The sequence below is a fragment of the Sphingobacterium detergens genome, assembly GCF_003610355.1.
In the GTDB taxonomy this organism is placed as follows: domain Bacteria; phylum Bacteroidota; class Bacteroidia; order Sphingobacteriales; family Sphingobacteriaceae; genus Sphingobacterium; species Sphingobacterium detergens.
In genome coordinates this window covers 228,849-253,038 of sequence record NZ_RAPY01000001.1, presented here as the reverse complement: position 1 = coordinate 253,038, position 24,190 = coordinate 228,849, and the positions used below count along the sequence as shown (strand labels likewise).

The window sequence follows — 24,190 nt, the reverse complement described above, 5'->3', positions numbered from 1 at the left end:
TAGATTAGCCCCCGCTTTGTTATTTATGGCCGCTTACCCGATTTCTCGAGCTCTTTGACAAAATCCCGCCCCCAATAATGGATATCGTAGTGCTCAATATGCTCATACAGCCTACGCGCTCTGACCTGAGCTTCCCCAGGTTCCATGACCAAAGCTTTCAACAGCGCATCTTTCATGCTCTTGCGGTCATAGGGATTGGTCAATATAGCATAAGGCAACTCAACCGAAGCACCTGCAAATTCCGAAAGCACAAGGACCCCAGCAGTTTCCAGTAGTCCATGAGTTGCAATGTATTCCTTGGCGACCAGATTCAGCCCGTCACGCAAAGGCGTAATCCAGGCAATATCGCTCAACGCATAGTGCTTGACCACTTCCTCAAAGGGTAGTGCCCTGTAAAAATATTGGATCGGGGTCCAGTTCATCGTCGCATATTTACCATTGATCTCACCCACAGCCTGATTCACCTGGTCGCGGATTTCATCATAGATCGTCATCCCTTGCGATGGCGGTGTACAGACATTGACCAGTTCAATCTTGCCCCTAAATTCAGGATACTCGGCAAGAAATTCGCCAAAAGCCTGAATTTTTTCCAATGGTCCTTTGACATAATCCAGGCGCTCGATGGATATGATACGCGTTATTCCCGATTCAGCTTTGCGCTCTTTGAGCGTATGGATCTCCGCTTTCACGTTATCATCCGTCAAAATCTGTTCGATATGATCCCTGTTGACACCCACCGGCTGTGCCCCCAGCCTGATCTGCCGCCCGTCCACCTCAATGATCTTGGTCATCTGATCGACACCCAGCGCACAGCTATAGGTCAGAAACTGATTGGCGACGTCTACTTTTTTGACCACTTTAAACGGCGTATGGCTGCGGATCACATCCACAAAATTCTCCACATAACGTGGGATATGAAAACTGACAAAATCACAGAGCAGCAGGCTGCCGATAATCTCCTTGCGCCAGGGAATAATATTAAAAATATCTGCTGCCGGAAATGCCGTATGGTGAAAAAAGCCAATTTTCAGATCGGGACGCATCGTCTTTAAAAAAGAAGGTACCATCCACAGATTATACTCATGGATCCAGACCAGCGCCTCCTCGTCGGCCTCGCGAGCGATCCGCTCGGCAAAGCGCTTGTTGATCATCAGGTAATGGTCCCAGTCCTCGTGGTTGAACTTTGCCCGGTCCACAAAGGAAAAGATCGTCGGCCAGAACGCCTCCTTGGAGAATACACGATAGAACTTATCGATATCCTCTTTTGACAGCGATATGGTGGAAGCGACCAGATTAGGGTACCGGCTTTCATCCACCAGCTGATTTGGAACCGGCTGCCCGTCCTGCTGGATGACTTCCTCCCCGATCCAGAGACCGGACCGTCCCTTTTCAAATAAGCCCAGCAGCGAGGGAATAATGCCATTTGGGCTTTTGGGTGCTACCCGCACCGTCTTACCATTGATCGATTCCTTTTCAAAAGGCAGCCGATGGTAGACCATCACCAGCTGATCGGATTTTTTGGACCTTCTTTTTTGAGGCACTAATTTTTGTTCTCCACGAATCAACTGCTGAAACGGGCGGTATTTGCCCATATATTCCAATATACCGCCTGCCCCGGCAGCTTCTGCGCTGTACGCTGTATCCAATTGATCGATGGCCTGTAGCAAGCCCGGTTCGGACTTTCCGACCGCAACACCCCGAAAACCGATCTGAAATAAGGCCAGGTCATTAAGGGTATCACCGGCCACCATCACATCATCTGGATCGACGGCCAAAAATTCAACCAGCTTCTTTAATGTTGTCCCCTTATTGACACCTCTAGGGAGCAAGTCCAGGTATTTATCGGCTGAAGTAATAATATCACAGTCATACCTGTCAGCCACCTGCTGCACCAGACTATGGTCAACCCCTGCTTCATAATAAAATGAACTGCGGCGCTGCTGTGGCACATGTTGGTAATTCAACTGCGGTATTTCCTCCAGCGCTGCCCGGATTGCATAAGTCTGCGGCCATTTTTCCTCAATCTCACTTTGCAGCGGTTCAATTGCTTCCAGGCTATGGCCGTTAACGACTGTGGCGCCCACATCCGCGATAATGAAGTCCGGCACCGGAATGAGCGGATCGCTCAGTAGCGGCAATACCGACTCCAGCCCTCTTCCGGTTACAAAAACCAGCTGCATATTCGGGCTGGCCTTGATCAGTCTATATAATCTGAGGCGGTCTTCCATCTTTCCGCCTAAAAAAGTTCCATCTAAATCTGTTGCTAATAGCATATTATCTTATATTCCTTTCTAAAAGTTTAAATTCATCAATTGCAGCCATATGGTTATATAGCACACGGTAGGCTGTCTGTAACAAGGGTAAATTGAGTCCAAGGCTCGTGACCGTCGCCATCAGCCCCTTGGTTGCAAAATATCCTTCGGCGACCATGCCCATGAGCTGACGGGCTTCGAAAACCGAATACCCCTGGCCAAGGTATTTACCAAAAGTCCGGTTGCGGCTATGTGCGGAGTAACCCGTCACCAATAAGTCGCCCAAATAGGTAGAGCTGCCCAGCCGGACATGGGGTGCACCGACGGCACGCAATAGCAGTCCCAGTTCATCAATGGCATTGGCAACCAGCACCGCCATAAAATTATCGCCATAATGCAGTCCTTCGGCCATGCCACAGACAATGCCGACCACATTTTTGTAAATGGCTGCGTACTCCACACCTAGGGTGTCGGGACTATAATTCACCTGCATATAGCTTGAAGCAAACCCACTGGAAATCTTACTGATAAAAGTTTCATTCGGACCGCACAGCGTCATATAGGTTTTCTTGTTCCGCGCGATTTCTTCGGCATGACAAGGCCCTGCAATGATCGCCTGCTGAAAATCTTTCAGTTCAAAATACCGGGCGAGATAAGCACTTGGGAGCAGATTTTCGGGGCCGACGGTCCCTTTGATGGCGGTGATGACAAATTTTTCAGCAAGGTCCTCTTTGGGGATTGCGGCGCAAACACTGTCCAGATGCGCACTGGGCACGACGAAAAGAATTACTTTCGATCGGGCCACGATCTCGTCCAGCTGATCGGACGCATAAATTTTTGTATTGTCAAGTTTTAAAAACGATAGGTAGTCAGGGTTAATAGCATCCTGGTTTATCGCGCGCACCTGCTCGGAACGCCGCATGTACCAGTTGGTATAAATGCTATTTTCTGTCAAAATTTTAACCAGGGCCGTGGCCCAACTCCCACCACCTATCACACTAATCTCATTCAAATCGTTGGGGGTTTTTAAGACGCGAAACAGAAAATTTTCGCCATCGGGTTATCTATTAATTTACAAATATACGTAAAATTTAATCAATAAGCAAACTTTAAGCTTAAAAATAGGTATAAAAGGGTATTTTCCACCTCAAAACCCGTTTTTATATTTCTCCGTAAATTTGTCTGTTCATATGAAAAATTTAGACATGCTTAACTTCAGTGAACAACCAACAAGTTCAATTTATCAGTACATTTTCGATCTCTTTACCAAATTAGGTTTACCCGATCAGCAGGCGCATATTGTTACGGCCGCTGGATTACTTTTCGCTTTCGCAGTGCTGCTCTATGCATTCGATTATATCATGCGCAAGGTCTTTTATTCCGCATTGAACAGGATTGCCCGACGGACCTCAACCAAATGGGACGATTTTCTGTTGGAAAACAAGGTGCATGTACGCCTGAGCCGCACTATACTCGTGCTGCTCACACTGCAGCTGCTTCCGGTGATCTTCCTTGGTTTTCCGGTGCTGACCGCTGCCCTTGTCAAGTTGCTGGATATCGTGGTGTTGCTGACCATCTATCATCTGGTCAATAGCCTGTTAAAAACCTGCCGCGATATTTTTCGCAGCTCCAATGCGTTCAAAGACAAGCCCATCGACAGCTACCTGCAGGTGATACAGATCTTTTTGATTTTTGTAATTGGCACGCTGGCCGTTTCCCTGCTGACGGGCAATTCGCCATGGTCTTTTCTGGTATCGCTGGGGGCGGCGTCCGCCATCCTCATGCTGGTATTTAAGGACACTATTCTGGGCTTTGTGGCCAGTATTCAGGTCTCGGCCAATGACTCGGTCCGCGTGGGAGACTGGATAGAAATGCCTAAATATGGTGTGGACGGCGACGTGTTGCAGATCAATCTCAACAATGTGAAGATACAGAACTGGGACAAGACTATTGTCACCATACCGACCTATACCTTGCTAAGCGATTCATTCAAAAACTATCGTGGGATGCAAGAGACGGGCGGCCGTCGGATAAAGCGGGCATTGAACATTAAAATGTCTTCGGTGCGCTACCTCAGTGAGGAGGAAATCACGGCATTAAAAAAGATCCGCTTACTGGCTCCCTATATCGAAAAACGTGAACGCGAGATTGCTGATTACAATAAAACCTGGAATACCGACAGCTCCTCGCCCGTCAATGGCCGCAGGATGACCAATATCGGTCTGTTCAGGGCCTATGTACTCGCCTATGCCAAGCATAACCCCAATATCCATCAAGAATTAACCCTGTTAGTGCGCCAGCTCGCACCTAGTGAATACGGTATTCCGCTGGAACTCTACATGTTTACCAAGGGTACACAATGGGCTTATTTCGAAGATACAATGGCCGATATTTTTGACCACCTATTGGCTGCCATTAAACACTTTCACCTGCAGGTATTTGAACTACCGGCATCCGACGATCTCCGGCTGCTCGGCGCGCAACAGGCCAGCACGGCCTAGCTGGCGACAGTTTTTGCATAGCGGTATCGGATACCTCCCACCGCGGCATCCTTATCACTTTCCGTGTGTGGATAAATCAGCAGATAGCTATTTTAGAGCCGGTTTTAATTGAAGTATTAGGTAATGTTATCCAGGCATCTTATCACTAATAAAGCAAATTTGCAAATAATTTTTAAATGCTCAAAACCAATGCAGGTGTTTGCTTCGTATATCTTAAAAACAAGAATGGAGAAATGCGATGAAACAGGTATTTTTATTATTAGTGCTAGGCTTAGGCTTATTTATGCTCAGCAAATTCGGATTTTCACAGAAAACCAATCGTTCCAACACAATTAAAAAACAATCTATGGATCAGACAGATAAACAGAATCAGGTTATTTATTTCGCAGGCGGATGTTTTTGGGGTACTGAACATTTTTTCAAGCAGGTGCGCGGCGTTACCGCAACAGAGGTCGGTTATGCCAATGGCAATTTACCGGATCCGAGCTATGAGCAGGTATCCACCGGAAAAACAGGCTTTGCCGAGACCGTCAAAGTTACTTACGATCCAAAAATCGTTGACCTGAAGCTGCTCCTGGATTTATTTCTAAAAACAATCGATCCCACATCACTCAACAAACAAGGGAATGATATAGGGACACAATATCGCACTGGTATTTACTACACAAATGGCTCAGCCGTGCCCGTGATCAAGGAAAGTTTGGCCGAACTTGCCAAAAAATATCCTTCGAAAATTGTGGTTGAACTCCAGCCCTTGCAGAATTACTACAATGCAGAAGCCTATCATCAAAAATATCTCGACAAAAATCCCGGTGGTTACTGCCACATTGGTCCTGAATTATTTGATATGGCCCGCAAAGCCAATCCTGCTCCCAAAGATACAACTGCGACACAAGCTTATAAAAGAAAGGACCGAAGCACACTTAAGAAAGAACTTACCCCATTGCAATATGACGTGACGCAGAATCAGGCAACCGAACGTGCTTTTGACAATGCCTATAATGCTGAGTTTAGAGATGGTATTTATGTAGATATTACGACAGGAGAACCATTATTTATTTCGACAGACAAGTTTGAGTCGGGCTGCGGATGGCCCAGCTTTTCGAAACCGATCAATACCAATTTAATCGAAGAATTATCCGATAACTCCCACGGCATGCGCCGTACAGAAGTACGAAGTAAAACCGGTGACGCTCATTTGGGCCATGTATTTGAAGATGGCCCTGCAGACAAAGGCGGGCTACGCTATTGTATCAACAGCGCATCACTCAAATTTGTGCCCAAGGAAGAAATGAAGGCCAAAGGTTATGAAAAATATCTGCCCTTACTGACCAACAAGTAAGTACAGTCAATTGAAGTAAATTTTAATGAGCAAAAAGCTGATGTGGGTTTGCATCAGCTTTTTTGTGCTCTGCTTACCAGAACAATAGGGTGCTGACCTATTCTGTTACCATCAGGCTATCTTTATTTACGTTAATTGAAAACCCGCCAAAAAAAAATAAAAATAAAATAAAGTTTTGCAATCCAAGCTTTCCAAAAAGTCGTAAATGATTATAAGTACAGAAAAATTATAAACTAAAAGACTTTTGTTATGGAAAAGATAACAACTTCCCAAAATCAAGATTCACTATTGACTTCCAATGGTGAACATGAAAAAAAAGACCTCCGAAGGAGAGACTTTTTGAAATTTGCAGGTGCAAGTGCAGCCTCACTCGCCATACTTGGTATATCTAGCTGTAAGAAAGACCGCGATGACGGTATGGACAACGGTGGGAAAGGCTTGTATTTCGGTAGCGGTGACATAGCCATCCTAAATTATGCTTATGCACTCGAGCAACTTGAGGCCGCATTTTATATTCAGTTGGTCAACAATCCTTATTCAGGTATGACGGATATGGAAAAAGCTTTTTTTACAGATATCCGTGATCACGAAATCGCACACCGCGAGTTTTTCAAAATTGCCTTGGGCGGAAAAGCGATTTCCAGTCTCGAATTTAATCTTTCGGGGGTAAATTTCAGCAGCCGAGCCAATGTACTGGCTACGGCCAAAACCTTTGAAGACCTGGGCGTGTCGGCTTACAATGGTGCCGGATGGCTCATTAAAGATCCCAATTATTTGTTATTGGCTGGAAAGATCGTTTCGGTAGAAGCGCGGCATGCCGCCTGGATAAGGGATATGATAGACAACGGCAGTTTTGCCAATCAGGAAGTCGTTGATTCCAATGGACTCGATGTTGCCAAAAGTCCCAGTGTCGTTTTGAGCGCCGCTGCACCATTTATCAAATCCAAAATCGATGTATCGGATCTACCCACTTATTAATTCACCTAAATTTTGATTATCATGAATCTCTTAAATGTTTTTGAACAAATAAATACTGTAGATCCTGAGTTCAGCGATCGTATCAGTCCACGTCGTGAAGCTATCAAAAATTTAGCTTCGGTGAGTAAAAAGATAACGATGGCCGCATTGCCATTCTTTGTCAGTGAACTCTTTAAAAAAGCATACGGCGCCACCGCGCCCACAGACGTCAATGGTGTACTTAACTATGCACTGACGTTGGAATATCTCGAAGCAGAATATTATACTATGGGTGTTGCCAAATCGGGGCTAATCCCTTCGGGCAAGCCGCTTGGTGCGATTACCACCATTCGTGACCACGAGGTAGCACATGTCAACTTTTTAAAACAGGTATTGGGCAATAAGGCCGTATCAAAGCCAACATTTGATTTTACAGCAGGGGGCACATTTGGAAATGTCTTTAGCAATTATGATACATTTTTAGCGGTTGCACAGGCATTTGAAGATACCGGTGTGAGGGCATATAAGGGGCAGGCAGGTATCTTGCTTGGCAACCGCGTTGTGCTGACAGCAGCATTACAGATCCATTCGGTGGAGGCAAGACATGCCTCGCATATCCGTCAGATGCGTCGTGCCCGTGGCGGCGCTGCTGCAGATCAAAAACCTTGGATTACTGGGGCAAATGATACTGGCATCGGTGCTGTTGTAAATCCCATCTATGCTGGAGAAGACAATGTAAAACAGGCTGGAGTTGATATTACGTCACTGAGTGGTTCGATGGGAAAAATCTCAGCTAGTGCAGCCACACAATCTTTTGATGAGCCATTATCTGCAGAAGCTGTACTTAATATTGCAGGTTTATTTATCAAAGCTTAACAAAAGTCTTACTCTACCTGTGAAAATGGCCCTGGTTTGATCTTCAAGCCGGGGTTTTTTCATGGTTATTACTCGATGTCACCAGAAAAAGTTGTATAAGTAAAAAAACGGCTAAATACTGCCCATGACGCAGAGCTCAGTGAGTGTAGGGGCATCTTTCCCCCCTTCATCTTCCAGTGTGATGGCAAATGCCTGTGCTTTGGCAACATCCAGCATTTTACTGGCCATTTGAGTCTTGGCATCCAATGGGAACACACCAGCACTAACAGGCTGACCATCCACCATTGCCCAGAGCTGATACTGCTTGCCTTTTGGGGCGGCAGGCATATGCTCAAGACTCAAGAATACAGCTTTGGATTGCTGATCCCAATAGACAAGCGCATGCAGATCAGGTTTAGTCTCGATACCTTTTAAGGAAATCGTCTTAATTGCTGGATTTTCGACCAAGTCCCATTTATCCTGCAGCGTTGCAAGCATTGCTTTTTTGCTATGTAGCTCATTATTTGCTGCTGCTAGCATCTCGCTGGACTCCTTTTGCTGTTGATAAAAGAACAGATTCGCACCAGCACTCAGGACAAATAATATACTTGCCGCTATGGCCCAGTTATACGACCTAATAGGGACGGCCTGCTTAGGTTCCTCCTCAGCGGATGAGGTCTGTTGTTGAATACTATCGTCTTTGGATAACGTCTGCGTCGTCGGCAGAAGTTCTGGCTGATTATCATTAGCAACCAGATTCTCATCTTGCAGTCTATTCCAGATCTTCTCTTTCAAGGCCATAGGCATCCCCACCGCCTGGATCTCAGCTAAGTCCTCGAGCATTTTTTCAGCCTCGGCAATTGCCTGATCCACTGCGGAATTATTTTTACGAATACAGTTCAGGATACTGACTTCCTCTTCAGAAGCGACTCCCAAAACGTATGATTCAATAATCCCTGACGATATGTAAGCTTCGATATCCAAAATTAACGATAATCCTTTAACAATGTTTTTAACTGCAAAAACGCCGCTTTTGTACGTGTTTTTATTGTACCCAAAGGAATGTCAAGTTGTTGGGCTATCTCCTGTTGGGTATATCCTTCATAGTAGGCCATTTCGATCAAGACACGACATTCGGGCTTCAATTTATCTAAAATATTTTTAAATCCAATAAAATCTGCCTGTGCATTTCGTTCGTTCTGGCTCCGATCTTGTTCCTCTTCTCTATTTACGATATTTGAGAGCGGTTGGTTTTTCAATTCATTCCGCACCCCCTTAGATTTTCGGTAGTCGAGTGCTGCATTTCGGGCAATATTGATCATCCAAGTATATAACCTTCCTTTTTCTACATCAAAAAGATCGACGTGCTTCCAGATCTTAACAAATACATCCTGGATCACTTCCTCCGCGTGCTCTGCCGAAGTTACAATCCGGCAGACTACTCCATAAAGGGAGTCCGCATAGTTATCATATAGATAGCTAAAGGCCTGCTGATTCTTTTTTTTGAGCAAAAGAATTAATGTTTCTTCAGAAAGGTTGTGTAATGGACTCAAATTTTGCGTTTATAACGCCTAAAGATCTTTATTAAAATTGAAAAAACAAAGTTCGCAACACAATTCAGGTAAAAAATACTTAAATATTAAGAAAAGCGTATAAATACTTGTCGATATAAATGCATCACTTTTTCATATAAATCATAAACCACTTTATCACGATTTAACGATTTAATTTATAAATAGCTGTTTATTTCAAATGCATTTAACAAACATTGAGCTAAATGTACGGCTACTCCACCGGATACAGCCTTGAAATTGAACTTATTTTTTTCTTTTTCCCTAATCTTTCGCTGTTGCGGATGATTGCTTGATTTATCTCCTTCACTTTCTTCATGTCGAACTTTTCCACCTGCCGATCATAGGTCACCAACCCGTTGATTTCATGCTCCACATCTGACGTTTGTGTAAAGATCGCACAGCTTAAACCGCTGTACAACATACGCTGTTCGATCTCATTGAGCAGATAAACGTAGGTATCCGAGAGTATATCCCTATTGATGAGGATCTCGTAAGCGTTATTTGCGACTGGCCACATATGGTCGCGCACAAAAAGCCCCTTCCCTCCGAATTCGCCCAACGATGCGGCCCGATTTTCGTCTGGCTGCGGAAAGGCTTTATCTTCCATCTTTCCATAGTGGTGCCTGTCCACAAAGTCGCCATTCCCGGGGTCACCCTGCGCAGGCCGATATCCAGGTGCGTAATTATACCCCGAATTGCCGTTTACTAAGCGCGTAGGATCATATTTTTTTGTCCATTTGGTTATATCTGCCACTTCAAATGCCCCCCAGTTTTCATTGAAAGGTACCCATGTGACGATCGAGGGAACACTAACCAGCTGATCCATCATCTGCTTCAGTTCGCTCCTAAACTGTTTACGTACCGCTACTGAATCCGTATCGTCCGGGTACCACAAGTTGGGCATGTCCTGCCAGACCATTAAGCCAAGCCGGTCACAGTGATAGTACCAGCGCATGGGCTCCACTTTGATATGTTTGCGGATGACGTTAAATCCAGCTTTTTTCGCCAGTTCAATATCGTACAGCAAAGCCGCTTCGGTCGGCGCCGTAAAAATACCATCAGGCCAATAGCCTTGATCAAGCACGCCGATCTGAAATTGAAATTTGCCATTTAACAAGGTTCTATTGATGCCGTCCACCTTACCGATACCGATGGAGCGCATCGCGAAGTACGAGTCCACCTGATCCACTGTACGACCTTCTTTATCTTTAAATTCTACTTTCAGCTGATAGAGAAAAGGATCTTCGGGGCTCCATACATGTGGATTGCTGATATCGAGGTAAAATGCGTTGTGATCCGTTCCTGTCGCTGTCGCCACCTGCTTGTTATCCGCATATGCTGTGGCAACCACCCGGAGGTCTTTACCTTCGGTGAGCGCCGTTAGCTGCAAGCGGTTATTTTTCAGCTCAGGGATCAGTTTCAGCTGGGTGATGTATTTTTGCTGTACAGGTTCCATCCAGACTGTTTGCCAGATGCCCGAGCTAAAGGTATAATCACCTTTATCGCCATTCTTTCCAGATGCCGTTTTACCATCATTTGCGTCGTAAGCACCCACGACAAGGGTATTGTCGCCCGCCTTTAGAAAATCCGAAATATCCAGGCTAAAAGCATGGTATCCACCTGTATGATCAGCTACCTTTTTACCGTTAACAAAGATCACCGCATACTGATCTACCGCACCGAAATGCAACAAAATACGTTTACCCTTCCATGCGGATGGAATGGTAAGAGCACGTCTGTACCAGAGAAATTTCTCCCCGCTCCGGGCAATTCCGGAGAGTTCCGACTCGGGCGCAAAAGGCACGCGGATGGATTCGGCTTTTTTCGGAAATGTCGGTGGAGCGCCAGCTTGACGCGGATCCGGCAGCGAACTGCCGCCCATGTAATCCCATCGTCCGTTGAGATTTTGCCATTCGCTACGCTGCATTTGCGGGCGAGGATATTCCGGCAGCGGTATCTCGGCTTTCAATGCCTCGGCCGTCCAGGGGGTGGGTAGTGTAAAATCATCTAGGGATTGCGCTTTTGCCACTTCGAGTGCTAAGTACGCCATGAGTAGGATTATCAGTCGGCATTTCATTCGGTTCATCATTTCAATTCAGTTATAAGCAAAGGTTGGTTTATCACTCAAATATAAGAAAACAAGCAACTAAATCGAATTATTAGATCAATTAACGAGGTAATTGGCCGAGACCAAGAGCCAGAAGCATTTTTTTCCACTCATTACCCCCTTACATCAAAAAACATCAGATCATGCATTTATCCTAAAGAAGTCGAGCAACAGAAATTTACTGTCTATTTCTTCCCCGGATTCGTTTTAAACGCAAGCAAGGTTTGTTTACAATTTGACAGCCCATTTGTCGATCAGGCCATTTATCGCACAACACAGCAGAAGGATTCCGGTCCAGACGAGGTATACCACCCCAATGGAATAACCATATTGCGTTAAAGGGCCTGCCGAAGTATAAGACTTTGAAGTAATCAGCATTGCTACTGGATCTTTTCCTGTTAGCCAAAGTAAAACCATTGCCATAAAATGAATTAAAAATGTGCTGAACAGATAGATAAACAAGGGTCTTCTGCCCAACACATAAAACAGGAAAATTTTGTCGCCCCGGCAATTTGTCGTGTAGCCCAGGAAAAGAAATACAGCCCCCAAAGTGAGCGAGAGGTAAGCCAACGAAGCCGGATACTTTGTCAGATTCAGAAAAGATAGCACTGATTTCACTGGATCCGCATAGGCATTCCAGCCGACAGGATCCCCATAAACATTTGTGAAACGCAGCATAAAAAACAAAGCAAGACTTGCGTAGCCCAGCCTAAGCAAGGCACGCTTGCGCCTCTGCGGGTCCGCATGAGGCAGAAATAGCTTTCCCATGCCATAGCCCAGCATCAGTACCCCCAACCAGGGAATAAGCGTATAATTCACGATAAATAAACGATCCGGGAGGGGAATAAATTTCTGCTGATGCAGTAAGTACCAGCAGATTGACCCGAAGGAATTCCCTTCGCGCTGGATCCCATCCAGCAAATGATGCCCTGACAGCAGCAGCAGACTAATGACGAGCAGCGACTTAGGCCCCAGGTACTGCAATCCGGCCATGCAAAAAAAACAGAGGCCGAGCAGGCCGAGAATAAACAGACCGATGGTTCGATAGTACGGATCAAAGGTGTACAGAAAATTATTGACCACAAGTTCCAAAGCCAACAGCGTCACAGCCGTATAACACAAGGCTTTTGTTAATCTTGACGATCCATAACGCTGACCATACTGATAAATTTCTATCCCCAACAGTAGAAAAATGGTGGGTGCGAAAAAATGAGAAAGGAAACGTGTTAGAAACAGCATGATGCCGGTATCCCCGATCGCTGTCGGATTCACGTTCCAATAATAAAAAAACATCCGGGTATGGTCCAGCATCGCGAAGGCGAGCACAATCCCCAGTAAAAGATTGCGTGGATCCTGTTTTGGATAAGAAAGTCTAATCCACATAAGCTGCTGATATTAAAGGATGGCAATCCATAAATCGCTTGTCTGAATCTTATCATTTGGCTTCCGGAAACAGGCTGTTCCCAGAAGCCAAAGAAATTTAAAACTTATAGGCTACACTGGCCATAAAATTGAATGGCTTTTGCGGGCGGGCATAGTAGCCGTCGCTGACCCAGTATTTTTTATCCAGGATATTATTCGCCTTTAGGCGGACACTATATTTTGGCCGGTTATAGAAGACTGTTGCATCCAATAGATTATAGGCACCTAAAGTAAAGGTATTGGCGGCATCCAGAAAGGCTTTGGAAATGTAGGAATTACCGACCCCGAGACCAAGGCCTTTGGCCCTACCGTCGGTCAAGGCATAACTTGCCCAGATATTGAACACATGCTCCGGTGTCCCTAAGGCTCGTTTACCGGCCGCTGCTCCATTGACAAATTCATTGTCGTTGTACCCATAGCTAGCTACATAATTAAAGCCTGTGAATGGCTTACCGATCAGCTCAACTTCAAATCCTTTGCTTTTTTGTTTTCCATCCTGTATTCTATTTGTTCCGTCAACACGGATACTATTGGTGACATCAATATTGTAGTAACTGACCGTAGCATTGAATAGATCAGACAATTCAACTTTCACACCGCCTTCCAGCTGATTGGCCCGCTGGGGTTTAAACACCTGCACAACATTGTCAGTCGGGTTGATGTAATTAGGTACATTTTTAAAACCATTCATATAGTTCGCAAACAAAGAAACCCGCTCTTTCAATACTTCATAAACCAGCCCAAATTTTGGTGATAGGGCCGTTTGGTTATAATTACCCGTCTGTTTCCGGCTCAGTGTATTTGTCGTCCCCTCACTGATAAAGCGATCTACCCGTAGGCTAGCCATCGCCAATAAACGGTCGGTCACATTAAAGACATCTGATACATAAGCACTGTAACTGGCTTCTTTGGTCACATTCTGACCTGTATTCCGTTTGGCCAGTACCGCATTGACATCTTCGATCCGGATTACGGGTGTACCCGGAAGGTTATAGAGCTGCGCCGGCGCAAACACGTCACCACCGTAGCCCAGTCCGTCATAGCGTGTCTTCCGGTAATTAGACATATAGTCCAGTCCGATGACCATGCGGTTCCTAAATTGGCCGATCTTAAAATCGCCAATAAAATTTTGCTGGAAATTTTTACGGGCAGATTCCTCATCGGTAAAGGTGCGCAGAATCCTATTCACCAAACTATCTGTTTTCCAGATCATATCAAAGATATAGAGATCATCGTAGCTTCCATCGCCCCAGGCATACTTGGTCTGCGACTGCCATTGATCGGACAGTTGGTAGTCGGCCTGAAACAAGATATTGCTCGATGACTGCCGGCTTACCAGCGAATTGTCGTTCAGCGACTGCCTATAATCGAGGTGCAGCTGGTCAAAGCTTGTTTTCCCAAGTTTCGGATCAATCATCCAACCGGCAGGTGTAATCCCGCACACGGAATAGAAATCAGCATCCAGGGACAGTTTAAGCCGATCGTTTACCTGATAAGAAAGACTTGGTGCGATCAGTACAGTGGCATTATTGCCCTGGTCCTGAAATGTATTTTCTTTCTGCCGTGCGAGGTTCACGCGAAAGAGCAAACCCTCTTCGGCAGCAATCGGCGCATTGATATCGGCAGTCAGCCTATTCATGTCCCAGCTTCCCATGCTGTACCCCACCTCGCCGCCAAATGTTTCATAAGGCTTTTTTGTAATATAATTCACAATCCCACCAAAGGAAGTCATTTGTGCACCAAATAGTGTTGACGTTGGGCCTTTTATGGTTTCCACGCGTTCTACCTGTGCCAGGTCAATCCCTGTACGCAAGTAAGTCGCCATCCCGTTTCTAAAATTTTCGCTGGTCTGAAAGCCACGCGAAAAGAAAGAAGGCATTCCGGCTCCGGTCTTTGATGGAGCCGCTCCCGGCACATTCCGAAAGGACTCCTCCAAAGTGAGCGCCATCTGCTCCTTGATCAGCTCCTTGTCCACCACACTATATACCTGTGGATTTTCAAGGTTTTTGAGCGGCAACCGCGCCACATAGTCACTTTCCTTTTTGGAGATAATGGCATATTTCTGGCCGATGATCAGAATCTCATCCAGTGTCTTTCCATCGGCGGATAAAACAAAATCCGCCACGGCACTTTCACCTACTGCAAGCGATAAGGTCTGCGACTGCTCCGGCAAACCCACAAAGCTCACCGTCACCACATACGTTCCGGGGAGGAGACCACGAAAGGTATACCGCCCCTCCTTGTCGACCCGCGCACTCCTTCCATTCGAAAGTTTAATGGTGCTGTAGGCCGCAGGACTCCCATCACGGGTGGTAACCTGTCCATGGATAAGATTATTATTGTTCTTTTGTGCCAGCACATTTCCAGCAAATAGGAAAGCAAGCAAACACAAAAAAAAGAAAATTGATTTACTGTTTTTCAAAGATAGATACATGGTTTTTTTGTTGTTATTATTTATTGTTTTTAAATTGAGCAATGGGATTTATGAGTACACCGACATTCGTGCGGCCATTATAGGGATCTTTTCGGTCGCGCAGCTGCCTATTGTTGCGCAGCTGCATCCGGTTTAAGGCATCAGAATGAAAGGAATCCACAAAGAAATCATCCGTTTCATAAGCCGCTTTAAACTCGGGATGTGCCTGCTGATAAGCCTGTATGCAGGCAGCGACATTTTTCCAGAAGGCTTGCTCCGGATACCCCGCCTGTTCCACCAGGATCGCGGCAACAAAGCGGAAAATGGAATCAAATACCTGGGTAAATATGGGCAGGGTTTTGTTTTCCTCCCGTACCGAAACTTTCAGCCGCTCAGCAACCTCCGGTACATCCAGACTACTGTTCAGCAACGAAACCTCCTCACCGATATCTTTCATGATTGCCCGTACGGGAATATGGTTTTCAAGTACCAGAATCAGGTTTTCGCCATGCGGCATAAAGACCATATCCCATTTGTAAAAGCAGTGCAGCAGCGGGCTCAGGTAACAGTTAAAATAAGCCTGTAACCATTCGTCAATCGATAATCCCGAAGCCTGTATAAGTGCTGGTAGAAGAGCCTTGCCCTTATCGTCCACATGCAAGAGGGCTGCCATAGTCATTAATTGCTGGCCTTCACGCAGCACGCTGGCCGGGCTTTCGCGCCAGAGGCAGGCCAGCATTTTCTTATAAGGACTATCGACCGACAGTGCCTGTTCAAAATAACTGTGGCTATAGCTGACACTAGCCACTTCCCGCAAGATGCAAAAACCCACATCCTGTAGATAGGGATCATCCAGCGTGAGTTCGTAAATCCATTGGTTGATCCCCGGATTGGTCCGCATGAAGAAGGGCGACAAGCCCCGCACATAACCCATATTCAGGATGGACAATGCCGTCTTTGCGTAAAACCGTGTTGGATTACTCACATTATAAAACGTTCGGATAGACTGCTGCGGCAGGTAATGATCTGTACTATAACCCAGGCACAGCAGATGACCAGTGGCAATGGCGGGTGAAAAAATATTGGCCAGTTTATTAAACCATTGCCAGGGATGTACGGGGAAATAATAATAGTCTTCCGGTACGAGGCCCTTCGCTTTAATTTTTTCGGAAAACTGCGCCAGCAACTCCGGTCCTAGTTCCTGTTGCATTACTTGATCGTAATCAAGGTCCGCAATGCCGGTAAATTCACCACCGCTTTTATGGCCTGCAAGCCACAATAAGGGAAAGGGACTAGCGGCCTCCGGTGCATAATACTGATAATCCGCCGCATCAAATCCCACACGGCCATTATTAGCCGCGAAACGCGGGTGCCCCGTCATGTTACCCTCGATCTCCTGATACGTAGCGCCGACGAGTTCATCCGCCGATTTTTTGCCCTGAAAATAGGTGTATGTACTTCCGGACAAAGTGCTGCTGATCTCCTCCATATACACGGGTAACATCTCCTGCTCTATCCCCATCTCTTTATTAAACTCGACCACAAAGGCCAAACTATCCAGGGGCACCGTCTGGCCCGACTGCTTTTTGACGATCGAATCCGGGTCAATGGACCAGTGGTTGAGTGCCAGTATGCTGGCGTCAAAATAATAGATGACCTCCGGTTTGGAAGGCACCGCTAGCTGGTAGCTTCCCCCGTCTGCATGCGTACGGAGGAGCTGGGGTAGAATAATCCCTTCATGGGCAAATTCGGCCAGTATTTTTCGGATATGTCGTCGGTTGATAAGCACCCAGCTGTCCGCATTTAAATGCGCGACAGCCTGCTTTGGTTGAATCGGATAAGCTATTTTCATAAAGTTTACAAATGAGAGTCTGCATCAAATAAGTGTTGTTTTGTATACTGCAAGTGGGTTTTTGAGATTTCCGGCAAATTGCTGATGTTTAAATGGATTGGAGCCGTCGATCATCTTTTTATTGTTTTTCAGCTGCAGTCTATTCAGGCAGGTTTTCGGAATTTCGGCTGCAAAAAGATCATATCGATCGAAGCGCTCCTGCAGTTCTGGAAATTCCTGTTGGTAAGCCAGGATACATTCGGTAACAAGTTCCCAAAATTCCGCTTCCGGAAAATCGGCATGCGCTACCAGCACCTGATTTAAAAAACGGAAGAAGCAGTCAAAGGCCTGTGTAAAGATGGACAGAATCTTGAGTTCCTCCGGAACCGGGATGCGGATGCGTTCAACATCAGGCGGTAAGGAAACCTGCGGTGACAGCACCGCCACCTCCTCACCGATATCCTTCATGATCACCTTGACCGGGACATGGTTTTCCATGACCAGGATCAGGTTTTCACCATGGGGCATAAAGCGCATATCGTGGTAATAATAACAATGCAGCAGCGGACTCAGGTAGCTGTTCAGGTAATGCCGCAACCAATCGGCGGTGCTTAAACCCGAGGAGCTGATGAGCGCCGGTAAAAATGCCTTTCCATAAACGTCAATATGTAATAGTGCCGCCATGGTCATCAGCTGTTGCCCTCCATGAACGACGGTAAATGGACTTTCACGCCAAAGTGTGGACAGCATTTTTTTATACGGCGTATCGATCTGCATCGCTTCCTCGAAATATGCATTGGTATACCCCACCGTAGCAAATTCACGCAGCACCGTGAAGCCCCGGCGTTGCAGATAAGCATCATTGGCCACCAGGTCATATACCCAGGTATTGATGGCCGGTGTTGTGCGCATAAAGTACGGCGAGAGTCCGCGCATAAAGCCCATATTGAGGATCGAAAGGGCAGATTTGACATAGGATCGCTGCGGACTACTGACATTGAACAGTGTCCGTACCGATTGCTGGGGCAGATAAAGGTCATTCGAATAACCCAGACAGACCAATTTCTGGCTGGCGATGTCCGCCGCAAAGATGTGCGACAGCTTGTTGAACCATTGCCAGGGGTGCACCGGAAAAAAGAAATAGTCCTGCGGATCTAAGCCCTCATCGGTCAACATTTTGTCCAATGCAGCCACATGCTCCGCTCCTAATTCTTGGCGGATGGTATGGTCATAGGATACCCCCGCTATGCTGGTAAATTCGGTACGGTCACGATGCCCCGCGAGCCATACAAGGGCCAGTGGAGATGCCGCTTCGGGCGCATAATTCTGATAATCTATGGCATCAAAACCGATCCGGGCGCTATTGGCAACAAAGCAAGGATGCCCGGCAGACATGGCATGTTCGATCACCTGATAATCCGATTTGATCAATTCATCCACGCCCATCCGATTTTGATCACGCATATAGGCATAGGTGAACAGGACACTGATGATCTCCTCGAGATAAGTCCCTATATTTTCCTGCTCCAGCCCCAATTGGTCGGCAAATTCAACGATAAATGCGACGGCGTCCAGATCAGCTGTTCGGCCATTGTCGAGCTTGCTGATGGAAAAAGCATCAATATCCCAATGATCAAGGCTGAGTACACGTGCTGAAAACCGGTAATAAACCGGCTTTTCAGTATGTTTTACCTCATAGACATCCCAGTTGCCCTGCTGTGCGATCAGTTGAGGTACGATCAGCATCTCATGGGAAAATTCACTGAGCATCTTTTGCAAGAGCTGTATATTCACGGATCGCCATACCGCCGGTGAGAGATGTGCTGCGGCGAGGTCCGGTTGATAAAGTAAGTTATTCATGTCTGTGGTTCTGGTGTTAGAATTTGGCAATCTTTCCGTAATGGTCTTCGATGATAAAATAAGGGTTGTCAGGATGGGTCATTTCGCGGATCTGCAGCAGGTTGGTTTTGCTCATCATACGTAACATCTGCCGCCTTTCACACTTGACCCATTCGCCACCGACCTGCTTCATGCCCGCCTTAAAAGCGGATCTCCCATGCGCACAGAGGTGATTGTTGACAAAAACCAGATCGCCCGATTGTGGGATAAAATCATTGTAGATATATTCTTTGGCCTCTGTCCAAAACCGAGAAAGGATCTCCAATGCCTCCGAGCTCTGCCCTGCATCAGCGTTGTACAGCTGTTCGGCAGCATCAAAACGAATAAAAGGTGTTTGCCGGTTTCCATACAGGATGCTGGTCATCACATCTGCTCCGCCCAGCTGCTCATCTTTGAAATTGGCATCTTTGGGACAGCGAAAAATAGGTCTGAACAGCTGCTCCATATTTGCGTTAATCGCAGGATGCGAGCGGATCGAATACAATGTGGACTGCACCTGCTCCTCATTGCGCAGGTAAAGAAAACTTAAAAAATCAGCCTGATTAAACAGGAAAGCATCCTCTGTATGCACAAAAAGATCTGTTTTTGATCCCGATCCCGTCTGTGACATGCTCATGGATTCATCTGGAATAATCGGGTGCAGCAGGCCGCCCCCTTTACGCTGTACGTAATATTGCACCGGTTTGGCCGGTACTGCGCCATGAAGCAAGGAGCAGATAAAGCCGTATAACAGCAGTTTTTCCGGATCGTAAGCTTTCCAGGAAGGCGGTGTCGGGCCCAGTTTTTCCTGATCCACTTCGACAAGTCCCCGTAGGACAAGGGCCCCATATTGGCTGGCCGAAAAATCAGATCCAAATTGTGTCAGCAGTCGGGCAATACGTTGAGGTAGCAGTTGATAAGCGTATAAATGTAAGGTTTGGATATAAGTCGGATCTTCATAATGGCCAAATTCATCAGCGAGTTGCCGCGCTACTTTCATCAAGGCCATTTTTTCCTCAAACTTAATATCGATCAGTTGTGGCGCTCTAGGCGCTGGAGCGGGCATTAACGGTTTTTTGTCCGCTAAATAGATTTGGCTGCCCTGGAATTGCATTGGTTGCATAAGTCTTGCTTATTTTTTTGTAAAACATGTAAATTAATTTGCACCACTCCCTTTCCAATTGTAAAATCTTAAAAGACAATACATTAAAACAAAAATACAGGCTAAAGAAATGTCAAAATTTTATTTTTTTCTTGCATTCTTCCATTCTCCTCTTATCTTTGTTTTATCGTTATATGTAATCAGTCTAAATAAGAACTACAAGACAAATGTATTTGCTAAAATTGAAAACAGCAAATTTTTTTTTGATAATCTTAAATAAAGATTAAAAAAATATCATCATGAAATCATCTTATTCACTGAATTCAGCCCCTAATCGAACGTTCCCCGAACGCGCTGCAATTGTAACAAGCGTCATCCGGCAACGTCGCAGTATCTATGCCGACGCTTACGATAAAAAAGAGATTCGTCCGCAACAATTGGAGGAAATTCTAACCAACGCCACCTGGGCACCGACCCATAAAATGACCGAACCTTGGCGTTTTGTCGTTTTGTCAGCCGAGCAGCAGTCGGACTACGGCCGGTACATGTGCGAATACTACAAGGATCACTACCCAAACCTCTCGCCCCAAGACCGCCTGCTCAAATTCGAATACCTGCAAAACTATCCCCTTCATGCAGCAGCGATCATTGCCATCATCTTTCAGCCCAGTACGCGTATCGTTTTACCCGAATGGGAAGAGATTGCCGCCATTTCCTCGGCCGTCCAAAATATGGCGTTGACCTGCACGGCGATGGGCCTTGGATCTTATTGGGCTTCTGGAGGATCTGCGATTGACTATGTCAAACGCTTTATTCAGCAAGATCGGGAGCAATCCTTCGGGCTATTCTTCATCGGCCACCCCAGCTCAAGTAAGGCGCATGCAAAAAAACGAAGAACGCCAATCAGCGAAAAAGTCACAGGCTTCACCCCGCATCCATCAACAATCAATCCCCAATAAAAACCCCTTACAAAAACTTAGATCATGGACAACACACTTCAATTATCATCCGTCGAAGCTATTTCCACGCAATTACCTGAACAGTCATTGTTTGCAGACATCTTTAGCCAACATAGCGGTGCAGACTACGAGGCTGCTATAAACCAAGCCAAAGAACTTGTGATCACTTTTTTAAACCGTCAGAAAAAGCCTTTCAGTGGTATCAGTCCGGGCCAGCTGAACCTGCTCTTTGAACAGGTAGACCTCGATGTCCCCCTCACCTCCTATCAGGAGCTTTTTCATGAAGTCGACCAATTGTATGTGCAGCATGCCACTGCATTTCATTTACCCCATTACATTGCCCATCTCAACTGCCCCGTTGTCATCCCGGCCTTAGCGGCTGAGGTGCTGGTCAGTGCCATCAATTCGTCACAGGATACCTACGACCAGAGTGCAGGTGGTACGCTGATGGAACGTCGCCTGATCGACTGGACCGCACAACAGATCGGTTATGCCCCTGAGGCCGATGGGATATTTACGGCGGGTGGCTCCCAAAGCAATCTGATGGGCTTACTTCTTGCCCGCGATCATTTTGCGCTCAACCGCTATGGACACAACATCAAACAGGATGGCAACCCACTGGCAGCACACCGTTTCCGTATTTTCGTATCCGAAAAATCCCATTTTAGCAATCAGAAAAATGCGGCATTGATGGGATTGGGTGAGCAGAGTATTGTTTCGGTAGCGACCGATAGCCGATTTCGGATGTCTATGGACGCCCTGGAAGCGGCCATTGAAACTGAAATCGCCCTCGGCAATATCCCCATTGCCATTGTCGGTACCGCCGGCACCACAGATTTCGGAAATATTGATCCCCTGAGCGACATCGCCGATCTTGCCGCCCAATATGGCCTTTGGATGCATGTCGATGCGGCCTACGGCTGTGGTCTGCTGCTGACCGATACCTATCGATACCTGCTCAATGGCATCGAACGCTCCCATTCGGTGACCATCGACTACCATAAATCTTTCTTTCAGCCTATTAGTGGCAGTGCCTTTATTGTGCGCGACAAAACATTGCTGCAGATCATCAAACACCATGCAGATTACCTGAATCCCGAAGATCAGGATTACGAAGAGTATCCCGCGCAGATCAACAAATCGATTACGCAGAGCACCCGTCGTTTTGATGCTCTTAAACTCTGGTTCACCCTTCGGCTGATGGGACGCAACAAGCTAGGTGAATACATCGAAACCTTGATCAGCCGCTGCAAGGAAGCCGCCGAGATTGTCAGGTTCGATCCGGACCTGGAGCTGCTAAGCGATTCGGATATCAGCATCCTGCTGTTCCGCTACGCCCCCGAAGGTCTGCCCGAGGAACAACGCTGTGCCGTCAACCAGCAGATCAAAAAACAACTGTTTCACAGTGGCGAAGTACTGCTCGCCAGCACGAAAGTCAATGGTAAGTTTTACCTCAAATTCACCATTTTCAACCCGCTATTGACGACTGCGGACCTCCACGATATCTTTCACAAAATCAAAGTAACGGGACAGCAGCATGGACAGCAATCAAATTAAATTCGAGGGACTGCTCAATGCCTACTGTCGGCAGTATGCCAATTGGACCCGTTATCGGGGGATTCCGCGATATGATGCCACGCTGGCCCATTATCTGGCGAAATCGACTACAGAAATGCATATACGGATCGATTTTCCGGAAACATCCACCGAGGTTTATATTCCCTTGGTCTATGATTCAGCCCTGGACCAACATCAGTTTCAGTTTCCGGCCTTTGAGCGCCAGCTGGCCAGTAAAACCATTACTGAATTGACCCTGGCCCGCTTCTGTACGCTCGCTGGCATAACAGCGGGCGCTTTGGCCTCTACCGACATGCCCGAGGAGCAGTTAGCCCCCATACTTCAGTATATCGAGCAATACAGCGCAAGCCGGCGGCTCCACCGCCGAGAAGCCGTGTTGCACTGGTTTCACCAGTACCTCCGGATTTTGGGCTACAAGCTACCGGACGCCGTCCTGACGGTCGATGAAAACGGATTTCCGGCAACAATCGAGGGGAAGGAAATATCCGGCGACGATCCCGCAGCCCGGGCCCAATGGATTGAACTCGTCCTTATTGGTCATCTGTTCCGACTAATCGGCTTGATCGGCCGGTATCGCTTACAGGATGAAGAAGCCCTGATCACATTGACATATCAGTATTATAAGCGGCGATCCCTTAAACAGCAAGATCCAGTAGCAGCCTTTCTGATTACGGCGCGTCATTTTAATATCCGGGACCGCTTCGCCAGGGATTCAGCACAGGTCAGCTGCAGCATGCCCAATCCACTGCAGGAGGTTTATTGGGATGCCACGCTGTTAAGACCCCAGGGACTTGAGCCCGTATTCTCCAAAACTTACCTCAACGAGCAGGTGACGGTCAGCATTCGGCCCTTCGACCTGGATCGCGATCTGGAGATGGTACACCGCTGGTTTCACCGGGATCATGCCAAAGCCATCTGGCAGATGAACTGGGATCTCCCCCGGCTGGAACAATTTTACCGTAGCCTGCTTGCCGACAAAGCTGGTCATGCGTACATCGGCGAGATCAATGGCATTCCGACCTTTAATATGGAGGTCTATTGGGCTACCCGCGATATCGTGGGCAACTATTTCGATGTGCTGCCAACAGATTATGGCACCCATCTTTTTATCGCCCCAACAGACAAGGAGAAAAAGTTCCCCTCGCTGACCATGCAGAGCATCCTGAGCTGGCTGTTCGCCCAGCCCAAAGTAGGCCGCCTGGTCGGCGAAGGCGCCATCGAATCCATGGCAGCCCTGATGAATAAAATTCATGTCGGGTTTAAGTTGCAGGGCGTTATTGAGATGCCCCATAAAAAGGCACATCTCAATTTCTGCTACCGGGAGTGGTACTGGGAGAAATTTCCGGCCAACAAACCCCAGGAGCTGGAACCCGAACTGAAGCAAACCTATCCGGAAGCAACTGAGATCTATTAAGGAAA

The 24,190-nt window shown here is 46.7% G+C and carries 17 protein-coding genes; 7 read left to right on the top strand and 10 right to left on the bottom strand.

What is annotated here, in order from left to right:
• Positions 1-23: 23 nt before the first annotated feature.
• Together ggpS and DFQ12_RS01090 are read right to left on the bottom strand one after the other, a co-directional pair.
• Positions 24-2,273 (bottom strand): glucosylglycerol-phosphate synthase, encoded by a 2,250-nt coding sequence (gene ggpS / locus DFQ12_RS01095; protein WP_120257187.1) that lies wholly within the window; start codon positions 2,271-2,273, stop codon positions 24-26.
• 1 nt (position 2,274) lies between these two features.
• On the bottom strand, positions 2,275-3,264 hold the full coding sequence (locus DFQ12_RS01090) for an NAD(P)H-dependent glycerol-3-phosphate dehydrogenase (protein ID WP_120257186.1): 990 nt from the start codon (positions 3,262-3,264) through the stop codon (positions 2,275-2,277).
• Positions 3,265-3,442: 178 nt separating this feature from the next.
• On the opposite strand from DFQ12_RS01090, the gene DFQ12_RS01085 reads away from it, so the two are divergent.
• The 4 genes from DFQ12_RS01085 to DFQ12_RS01070 all read left to right on the top strand — a co-directional run bounded on the left by DFQ12_RS01085 (position 3,443) and on the right by DFQ12_RS01070 (position 7,928).
• Complete coding sequence (locus DFQ12_RS01085) at positions 3,443-4,753, top strand: mechanosensitive ion channel family protein (protein WP_120257185.1); 1,311 nt, start codon at positions 3,443-3,445, stop codon at positions 4,751-4,753.
• 238 nt (positions 4,754-4,991) lie between these two features.
• Positions 4,992-6,095, top strand: coding sequence for a peptide-methionine (R)-S-oxide reductase MsrB (gene msrB, locus DFQ12_RS01080; RefSeq protein WP_120257184.1), 1,104 nt, complete (start codon positions 4,992-4,994; stop codon positions 6,093-6,095).
• A 249-nt stretch (positions 6,096-6,344) separates the two neighbouring features.
• Entirely contained in the window at positions 6,345-7,073 is a 729-nt protein-coding gene (locus DFQ12_RS01075) for a ferritin-like domain-containing protein (protein WP_120257183.1), read from the top strand.
• Positions 7,074-7,094: 21 nt separating this feature from the next.
• On the top strand, positions 7,095-7,928 hold the full coding sequence (locus tag DFQ12_RS01070) for a ferritin-like domain-containing protein (protein ID WP_120257182.1): 834 nt from the start codon (positions 7,095-7,097) through the stop codon (positions 7,926-7,928).
• A gap of 111 nt (positions 7,929-8,039) precedes the next feature.
• Here DFQ12_RS01070 and DFQ12_RS01065 read toward each other — a convergent pair whose 3' ends face one another.
• From DFQ12_RS01065 to DFQ12_RS01030, 8 genes are all read right to left on the bottom strand, one after another.
• On the bottom strand, positions 8,040-8,891 hold the full coding sequence (locus DFQ12_RS01065) for an anti-sigma factor (RefSeq protein WP_120257181.1): 852 nt from the start codon (positions 8,889-8,891) through the stop codon (positions 8,040-8,042).
• 2 nt (positions 8,892-8,893) lie between these two features.
• Positions 8,894-9,460 (bottom strand): RNA polymerase sigma factor, encoded by a 567-nt coding sequence (locus DFQ12_RS01060; protein WP_120257180.1) that lies wholly within the window; start codon positions 9,458-9,460, stop codon positions 8,894-8,896.
• Between the two features lie 232 nt (positions 9,461-9,692).
• Positions 9,693-11,531, bottom strand: a complete 1,839-nt coding sequence (locus DFQ12_RS01055) for a glycoside hydrolase family 2 protein (protein ID WP_244211650.1) — start codon at positions 11,529-11,531, stop codon at positions 9,693-9,695.
• Between the two features lie 285 nt (positions 11,532-11,816).
• A complete protein-coding gene (locus tag DFQ12_RS01050) occupies positions 11,817-12,971 on the bottom strand; it encodes an acetyltransferase domain-containing protein (RefSeq protein ID WP_120257178.1) in 1,155 nt (384 codons plus the stop codon).
• Between the two features lie 97 nt (positions 12,972-13,068).
• Positions 13,069-15,444: a TonB-dependent receptor gene (locus DFQ12_RS01045; RefSeq protein ID WP_120257177.1), complete on the bottom strand. Its 2,376-nt coding sequence runs from the start codon at positions 15,442-15,444 to the stop codon at positions 13,069-13,071.
• A gap of 16 nt (positions 15,445-15,460) precedes the next feature.
• On the bottom strand, positions 15,461-17,275 hold the full coding sequence (locus DFQ12_RS01040; RefSeq protein WP_120257176.1) for an IucA/IucC family protein: 1,815 nt from the start codon (positions 17,273-17,275) through the stop codon (positions 15,461-15,463).
• Between the two features lie 24 nt (positions 17,276-17,299).
• Positions 17,300-19,114, bottom strand: a complete 1,815-nt coding sequence (locus DFQ12_RS01035) for an IucA/IucC family protein (protein ID WP_120257175.1) — start codon at positions 19,112-19,114, stop codon at positions 17,300-17,302.
• 16 nt (positions 19,115-19,130) lie between these two features.
• Positions 19,131-20,255 (bottom strand): Fe(II)-2OG oxygenase family protein, encoded by a 1,125-nt coding sequence (locus tag DFQ12_RS01030; RefSeq protein WP_208642408.1) that lies wholly within the window; start codon positions 20,253-20,255, stop codon positions 19,131-19,133.
• 278 nt (positions 20,256-20,533) lie between these two features.
• On the opposite strand from DFQ12_RS01030, the gene DFQ12_RS01025 reads away from it, so the two are divergent.
• From DFQ12_RS01025 to DFQ12_RS01015, 3 genes are read left to right on the top strand one after another with little or no spacing between them, the layout of a single operon-like run.
• Positions 20,534-21,193 carry a nitroreductase family protein gene (locus DFQ12_RS01025; RefSeq protein ID WP_120257174.1) on the top strand — a complete coding sequence of 220 codons (660 nt, stop codon included), beginning with the start codon at positions 20,534-20,536 and terminating at the stop codon, positions 21,191-21,193.
• A gap of 24 nt (positions 21,194-21,217) precedes the next feature.
• The gene (locus DFQ12_RS01020; protein WP_120257173.1) at positions 21,218-22,750 is read left to right on the top strand and encodes a pyridoxal phosphate-dependent decarboxylase family protein; all 1,533 of its coding nucleotides are present in this window, start codon (positions 21,218-21,220) and stop codon (positions 22,748-22,750) included.
• Entirely contained in the window at positions 22,731-24,185 is a 1,455-nt protein-coding gene (locus DFQ12_RS01015; RefSeq protein WP_120257172.1) for a GNAT family N-acetyltransferase, read from the top strand. Before DFQ12_RS01020 ends, DFQ12_RS01015 begins: the two co-directional genes overlap by 20 nt.
• Positions 24,186-24,190 lie beyond the last annotated feature (5 nt).

Excerpts from the sequence above, each read along its gene's own strand:
- DFQ12_RS01075 (WP_120257183.1), top strand. The coding sequence starts at position 6,345 with ATGGAAAAGATAACAACTTCCCAAAATCAAGATTCACTATTGACTTCC.
- DFQ12_RS01020 (WP_120257173.1), top strand. The coding sequence starts at position 21,218 with ATGGACAACACACTTCAATTATCATCCGTCGAAGCTATTTCCACGCAA.
- DFQ12_RS01030 (WP_208642408.1), bottom strand. The coding sequence starts at position 20,255 with ATGCAACCAATGCAATTCCAGGGCAGCCAAATCTATTTAGCGGACAAA.
- DFQ12_RS01050 (WP_120257178.1), bottom strand. The coding sequence starts at position 12,971 with ATGTGGATTAGACTTTCTTATCCAAAACAGGATCCACGCAATCTTTTA.
- DFQ12_RS01070 (WP_120257182.1), top strand. The coding sequence starts at position 7,095 with ATGAATCTCTTAAATGTTTTTGAACAAATAAATACTGTAGATCCTGAG.
- DFQ12_RS01015 (WP_120257172.1), top strand. The coding sequence starts at position 22,731 with ATGGACAGCAATCAAATTAAATTCGAGGGACTGCTCAATGCCTACTGT.
- DFQ12_RS01035 (WP_120257175.1), bottom strand. The coding sequence starts at position 19,114 with ATGAATAACTTACTTTATCAACCGGACCTCGCCGCAGCACATCTCTCA.
- DFQ12_RS01045 (WP_120257177.1), bottom strand. The coding sequence starts at position 15,444 with ATGTATCTATCTTTGAAAAACAGTAAATCAATTTTCTTTTTTTTGTGT.
- DFQ12_RS01055 (WP_244211650.1), bottom strand. The coding sequence starts at position 11,531 with ATGGCGTACTTAGCACTCGAAGTGGCAAAAGCGCAATCCCTAGATGAT.
- DFQ12_RS01040 (WP_120257176.1), bottom strand. The coding sequence starts at position 17,275 with ATGAAAATAGCTTATCCGATTCAACCAAAGCAGGCTGTCGCGCATTTA.
- msrB (WP_120257184.1), top strand. The coding sequence starts at position 4,992 with ATGAAACAGGTATTTTTATTATTAGTGCTAGGCTTAGGCTTATTTATG.
- DFQ12_RS01025 (WP_120257174.1), top strand. The coding sequence starts at position 20,534 with ATGAAATCATCTTATTCACTGAATTCAGCCCCTAATCGAACGTTCCCC.
- DFQ12_RS01085 (WP_120257185.1), top strand. The coding sequence starts at position 3,443 with ATGAAAAATTTAGACATGCTTAACTTCAGTGAACAACCAACAAGTTCA.
- ggpS (WP_120257187.1), bottom strand. The coding sequence starts at position 2,273 with ATGCTATTAGCAACAGATTTAGATGGAACTTTTTTAGGCGGAAAGATG.